Consider the following 6,779-nt stretch of genomic DNA (forward strand, 5'->3'; position numbering starts at 1 on the left):
AAGTATTACTTAAGGATTACTATCAATTGGAAGCACAGAGCAGAGCCATGGTTTTAGATGTTCTATTTATTTTTATTCAAGATGGTGTGATTTTACTATAGTGGTTTTACTATAGCTTTTTTTAATTAAATAGACGAATCAATGGACTAACCCTTCAAGCACCCCGAAATTTCCACACCTTGGGTTAGTCTATATGTATTGTTCCTGTACTTTGAGCCTTGGCAGTTCAAAAAAACTGTACAGTAACTTCAAGTGAAGCTATACTTTCAGCAGTCAGCTTTCAGCTATATCAAGAATTTAATTCGCCACGGGTCGCACCTCAGCCATGCAAAGCGCGAGTGGGGGAAACCCCTGTAAGGCTACTGCATTGCTTCTGACTAAGGCTTCTAGAATTTAGATGCCTTAGCTGGCGTTGCTACGGCTAGTTTACAATCCCTGCTAGTTTTACTAATCGGACCGGTGTGCAGTTCAAGCGCCTGCTAGCTAATAGCACCGATCTAGTAGCGTGCCCGTAGCGCATTTGCTGATAGCTTAAACTTGATTAGAAGCGAAGCTATTGATAAGACTAGACACTAAAGTCAGAACGATGGCTCCGAAAAAAGCTGGCCAGAAACCGTTTACCATAAACGCCGCAGGAGTGAAATAGGATGCCAGGGATAGGGTGATAGCATTAATCACCAACAGAAATAGTCCCATGGATAAAATTGTGATGGGCAAGGTCAGAATCACTAGAATCGGTCTAATGATGGCGTTAACTAAACCAATGACTACTACCGCTACAGCAGCTGCACCAAAACCACTAATGGTAATTCCTGGTACCAGGTAAGCAGTAATCATTAGTGAGATAGCACTTAGCAGCCAAGTCAAAAATATATTAAGCATCGATCTCACAAAAATATCGCTTACTACGATTTTAGCGATTCTGGCAAGATTAGCATGTAAGCATTCAGCCGTCAGCTATCAGCCGTCAGCTATCAGCCGTCAGCGTGTCGCGTATCAGCCATCAGCTTATGTGCTACGCACCTCAAGTAGCCTGAGCTAAAAGCTCACGGCTGAGCACTGACCGCTGACCGCTGAGCGCTGTTCGCGCAGCGTGCGCGATCGCGCATATGCTTACCTTTGGTGTAACTCAAGTGATTATGCACCACAGTATGATTGAGTTGGACGATTCCAGCAATAAATCTTTATGTTTTTCCGGCTACTGGTTACATTCTTATTTGCGTGCTCTGTTTTTTGTTATCCCTTACCTGTTCACGCCAAGAGTATAGCCTGCGATGGGAAACAACTCGTGGGAGCAGACTTATCTGGTCAAGACTTACAGGAAGTCAAAATTACCTATTGCAATTTGGACCAGGCTAACTTAGCAGATGCCAAATTGATCCAAGCATCTATCCAACATACTACCCTGAATAATGCTAATCTCCATGGAGCAGACTTGACCAACAGCGACACCTACAACATTAGCTTCAATGATGCAGATTTAACTGATGTCATCTTTACTGGTGCCTTACTGCAACGTGCCAGTTTTGATGGGGCTAACATCACTGGTGCTGATTTTAGTAACACCCTGATCCAACCGGTCAGAGAACGGTTAAAACTCTGCGATGTAGCAAGTGGCGTGAACCCTACCACTGGTGTGGTGACTCGTAAGTCTTTAGGGTGTTGGTAAGGTGTTGAATGTTGAATGTTGAATGTTGACTGTTGAATGTTGAATGTTGAATGTTAAATGTTGAATGTTAAAGGTTGAAAGTTGAAGGTTGATGGTCAACGGTCAACAGTCTTGATCGATGGGACTGACTTGAGCGATGGTATGCTGGATGGTGATCAAATTTGATAACTGTTTGCTAGAGCAAGGTGCATCTGAAAACTGGTGTTGCGACTTGTGAGTCTTTGGGATGTCGATTAAACGAGTAGGTGTAATTGGTGGAGGACAACTGGCCTGGATGATGGCAATGGCTGCCAAGTCTTTGGGTATTCGGCTAGTGGTTCAAACTCCTAATGTTACTGATCCAGCTGTCTGTGTTGCTGCTGAAACTGTCTTTGCTGCTATTGATGATGGGGTGGCTACCGAGGAAATGGCATCTCGCTGTGATGTGATTACCTTTGAGAATGAATTTATCAACCTCGATGCCCTGAAATCTCTGGCAAATCGGGCAATTTGCTTTTACCCCCGACTAGAGTCCCTAGCGCCACTGTTGGATAAATATGACCAACGCTGCTATTTCGATCGGATTGGTTTACCCCAGCCAGAATTCATCAGTCTGGAAGGGGAAGTGGGTAAGCAGGAATTAAAGTCCCTAGGCTCTGATCGGACCCCAATCAACCTGAGTCAGTTAGAGTTTCCTCTGGTGCTGAAAGCGCGACGCCAAGGCTATGACGGCAAGGGTACGTTTATTATTAAAGACAGTCATAGCTTACAGGAAATTTGGAACCAGTTAGGCAATCAGCCTGTGGTGCTAGAAGAGTTTATTCCCTTTGAACGGGAGTTAGCAGTAATGGCTGCTCGTTCTGTAGATGGGCAGGTGGTGGTTTACCCGGTGGTGGAAACTCAGCAGGAAGAACAGGTGTGTCGGCGAGTGATTGCACCGGCTCAGATTAGCCCAGATACCGTGGCGGAGGTGAATGCGATCGCAAAAACTCTCCTGACTAGTTTAGACGTAGTGGGAGTCTTTGGAATTGAGTTATTCCTGACTAGTAATCACAAGGTTTTGGTTAATGAAGTGTCCCCTCGTACCCATAATTCCGGCCATTACACCATTGATGCTTGCGAAACTTCTCAATTTGAGCAGCAACTGCGAGCGGTGGTGGGTTTACCTTTAGGTAGCCCACAGATGCATTGTCCCAGTGCAGTAATGGTTAATCTTTTGGGTTATGAATCTTCTGTGGATGATTACCAACAGAAACGGCAGACCTTAGCCAGTTTACCAGGGGCCTTTGTCCATTGGTATGGTAAGACTGAATCTCGCCCAGGACGTAAGTTAGGTCATGTCACAGTTGTTTTGAGTGATGGGAATTCTGTAGAAGACGTAATTGAGAAGGTTGAATCGCTTTGGTACGGTTGATACTCAGAATTAAGAATGTAGAATGTAGAATGTAGAAGTCTAAATTATCAATTCTTAATTCTTAATTCTTAATTCTTAATTCTTAATTCTTAATTCTTAATTCTACATTCAAAAGATGAAGCTTCCTACTCCCTACTTGAAATAAACTAATAATGATGACTATCCTCAAAAAACTCGCGATCATGCTTGTTGGTGTATTGATCACCACTGCTGCCTTTGTTTCAATACCTTCCGATCCTGCCTATGCGTCTCTATCTAGCTCTGAACAACAAGAACTATTAGATGCACATAATCAGTACCGGAGACAGGTTCAACCCACAGCATCAAATATGAGAGAGCTCAAATGGGATAATACATTGGCTGGAGTAGCCCAAAACTATGCTGATACATGTACTTGGGGACATAACAGGAACCGTACACAACAGGCAGGAGGTAAGTTTTCTTACCTGGGGGAAAACTTGTACCTCACAACCAACCAGAATCATCAAATGACTGCTCCAGTTGATTCCTGGTATAATGAAGTGAAAGATTATGACTATGCTACTAATAGCAGTAGCGGAGTCACAGGTCATTACACTCAAGTGGTTTGGGCTAAGACTGAATACCTTGGATGCGGCAGAACAAAATGTCCTAGCTTAGCGGGTCTTAACTGGAAAAATGTCGCTATAGTAGTTTGCAACTATGGTCAAGGAGGAAATTATAGGGGTCAAAAGCCTTACTTAGCTGGGGCAACCGCCTCAAGTTGTCCGTCAGGTTATACTGCTAGCAACGGTCTTTGTTCAGCTAACTAATTTACTATTCCCCAGCGGTTAGTCTTGATGCAGTAGGGTGGGCAAAGTAATCTAATTATTAATACTGATTTGAACCAAACTGTGTCTTGATGCAGTCGCTCATGGGGGAAACCACGGCAGTCGCTCATGGGAGGAACCATGGCAATAGCGAGTGGGGGGAACCCCCAAGACCGCGCTGCCTCCCCAAGACCGCGCTGCCTCCCCAAGACCGCGCTGCCTCCCCAAGACCGCGCTGCCTCCCCAAGACCGCGCTGCCTCCCCAAGACCGCACTGGCTCCCCAAGACCGCGCTGCATCGCTTTTTGCCCACCCTACAAATTCCTCAGAATTAAGAATTAAGAATTAAGAATTAAGAATTGAGACTTCTACATTCTGCATTCTACATTCTACATTCTACATTCTACATTCAAAGTTCCCTTTGCTAAACCTTGATGTTTTTCAAAGCAGTCGATAACTGGCGTAAGCGATCGCTAACTTCTAAATTTACTTCGTGAGCCTTTAAATGATCGGGCATTTCAGCCATTAGTAAGGGATTTTCTTCTAACCATTCATTCTGGGCTACTCCTCGCCACACGGCTTCATATCGAATAAAGCGATCGCGCAATTGATCCAGTTCTTGTAGGCAAAATTGCTCAAACCCTGCGGCTTCAAAGATGGCCGAACGCAAATAGGTTTCAAAGGCTTTGATATCCGTTTCAACTTCCAATATCACCTTCTCCGATGAATTGGTAGGTTTTGGTGGCACATCCCCAGAGAGGTCACGAATACCTAATAGCTCATGGCGCAGCTTGGGATCATAGAGCAAATTTGGCCCACGATTTACATATCGTCTTAGGACACTGAAAGCCTTTTCTTCACCACTGTAGTAATTATCGACTAGTTCGATATCCGCTCCCAGTCGTTTCACAATACGCTTACGAGTTTCACTATCTAAAGGGCCAGGAATTATGGAGTCGGCAACCGGACGGGCAAAACGAAGAAATAACGCCGTCAAACTTCGACTTAAAACTTCCACAAACTCCTCGGGATTACCAATAAGTCGCTGCTCTAATTCCTGGGTTTTCCAGAGTAACGTGGTCAGATACTCAACTAACTTTAATGCTTCTTCCTTGATTTCCAGGGCAAGGTGATGAGCAATATCTACTAAGAAAGTGCTAATGGTAGCAGAAAGTTCTTTCCGCCAGTTATAGTCAGTTAATTTAGCATCAAATACACCGGAATTATTTTCTTTAAAAATTCGCTGTTTTCTTTGCTCAGTATTGGTTCTAATTTCTTCAATTTTAGTCTCAATATCCTGGAGGTATCGAGACCGAAATTTTTCTACAATATCTGAATTGAGAGATTCTTCTCCTTCTGCCGTAGAGTTCCAGATATTATCATTATAATAGTCGCTGAGGTCTGCTTTAATGGTTTTCCACTTTTCTTCCCACCACTGGGAAAACTCAATCCGACGTTGATTTTCTTGTAATCGCTTGGCTTCCGCTGGATTCTCTGAATAACGCTTACTAACGATTTCAAAAATTTCTTTTGATGTTGTTAGTATGTTGGTGATTAAAGCATCACAACGTTTTTCTAAAACAGTAACCCGTTCATTATTAATATAATCAGTAATGCGAGCCTTGATTTCCTGAATACCAGTGGCTTCTTGTTTTAATGCTTCCTCATTTTCGATACCTGTCACAGAGTTAAGCTTAGTTAAAATTTCTTCAGGACTGCCAACTGATTCCACTGTTTGTTGATTAGCGAAGTCATTTAAGACTAAATAAGCTCCCGCTGAACCGTGTACAATTTGCTCAGGAGATAATTTAGCTATTTCTTGCCATCTATTTGATGCTTCATCAAGGTGTTTTTGAAGAGCTGCTGGACTAGCCAACTGATCAATCCGACTCAAGAAAACGAAAAATTTATCTGCAACTTCTACATTCCTATCACCCTGCTCAGTAAACTCAACAATTTTAAGTTCGTAGCCCTTGGGACTAGGATCTCGCTGTACCAGAATTACAGCATCACAATCTGACAGCATTTCTCTAGATTCTTCTATATGCTTGGCTAAACCTGAGTCTAATCCAGGCACATCATAGAAAACAATACCTTCAGCCTGGGCGAGTTTATTGGTATACAGCCTAGCTTCTAATACTGCATGGGCGTATTGCTCATCAGCAACATACTTGTTAAGGTCTTTGTTAATGTCTTCAAGGCGAGTAAATGGGATAGTTTTACGACCTTCGCTACGAACTTGTCTTAAGGTGTCTTGATACTTTCGGATTGTCTCTAAATCTTGTTTGGCTCCATCACTATGTTTAGAATTACTGTTGGAAGCTGATTCCAGTTCATGCAGCAGACTAGTAAATTGTTCCTCGGTTTTAGGCTCAACTTCTAGCCTTTGCTGAGAATCTTGTTCAACGGAATAAATTTGTGTCGTTGTAAAGGTACAACGTCCAGCTTTTGCTGGTAGTAAGTCACAATCTAGCCAGGCATTGACAAAGGTACTTTTTCCGGCCTTTTCCAAGCCCACAACAGCAATCCTAAATTCTCGCTTCTTCAACCGTTCAAGCTGACGACGAGCGGGTTTTTCTTCTTCCAACAGAACCTCTTTGAGGTGAGCAGGAACTCCGGCTTGAGGAAGCCTGGCTAAATCAACGGCGTGGCGCAGCACAGTTAAGGCGTCACTTAAACGAGTTTCATAATAAGATGAAGCAGTTTTCCAATCCATTTTTCCAATCTCTTTTATAGCGTTTATTGCATGTATTAGGTACAATAAGCAACCTCAAAGTCCCCCTTTTTAAGGGAGATTTAGGGGGTTCTTTTGGTACCTCATGGGAAACAGAATTGCTATAATTCCTTAAGCGCAGATGAATTTTTCTAAACCATATTTCTTGAGAAGACGACCAATTGTAACGATTTTAGCATCACCATCAGGTAGATTC

6 protein-coding genes are annotated in these 6,779 nt (G+C 43.1%); 3 read left to right on the plus strand and 3 right to left on the minus strand.

Going from position 1 to position 6,779, the window contains the following annotated elements; translation table 11 throughout:
• Positions 1-531 precede the first annotated feature (531 nt).
• Complete coding sequence (locus F6K52_RS06350; RefSeq protein WP_293075481.1) at positions 532-882, minus strand: phage holin family protein; 351 nt, start codon at positions 880-882, stop codon at positions 532-534.
• A gap of 406 nt (positions 883-1,288) precedes the next feature.
• Between F6K52_RS06350 and F6K52_RS06355 the strand changes: the two genes are divergently transcribed.
• The 3 genes from F6K52_RS06355 (at position 1,289) to F6K52_RS06365 (ending at position 3,853) form a co-directional block, all read left to right on the plus strand.
• Positions 1,289-1,669: a pentapeptide repeat-containing protein gene (locus tag F6K52_RS06355; RefSeq protein ID WP_293075483.1), complete on the plus strand. Its 381-nt coding sequence runs from the start codon at positions 1,289-1,291 to the stop codon at positions 1,667-1,669.
• A gap of 226 nt (positions 1,670-1,895) precedes the next feature.
• The gene (locus tag F6K52_RS06360) at positions 1,896-3,062 is read left to right on the plus strand and encodes a 5-(carboxyamino)imidazole ribonucleotide synthase (RefSeq protein ID WP_293075485.1); all 1,167 of its coding nucleotides are present in this window, start codon (positions 1,896-1,898) and stop codon (positions 3,060-3,062) included.
• A gap of 152 nt (positions 3,063-3,214) precedes the next feature.
• On the plus strand, positions 3,215-3,853 hold the full coding sequence (locus tag F6K52_RS06365) for a CAP domain-containing protein (RefSeq protein WP_293075487.1): 639 nt from the start codon (positions 3,215-3,217) through the stop codon (positions 3,851-3,853).
• Positions 3,854-3,977: 124 nt separating this feature from the next.
• Here F6K52_RS06365 and F6K52_RS06370 read toward each other — a convergent pair whose 3' ends face one another.
• Both F6K52_RS06370 and F6K52_RS06375 read right to left on the minus strand, forming a co-directional pair.
• A complete protein-coding gene (locus tag F6K52_RS06370; RefSeq protein WP_293075489.1) occupies positions 3,978-4,148 on the minus strand; it encodes a hypothetical protein in 171 nt (56 codons plus the stop codon).
• A 125-nt stretch (positions 4,149-4,273) separates the two neighbouring features.
• On the minus strand, positions 4,274-6,565 hold the full coding sequence (locus F6K52_RS06375; RefSeq protein ID WP_293075491.1) for a dynamin family protein: 2,292 nt from the start codon (positions 6,563-6,565) through the stop codon (positions 4,274-4,276).
• Positions 6,566-6,779 lie beyond the last annotated feature (214 nt).

Source organism: Moorena sp. SIO3H5 (assembly GCF_010692395.1).
Lineage (GTDB): Bacteria > Cyanobacteriota > Cyanobacteriia > Cyanobacteriales > Coleofasciculaceae > Moorena.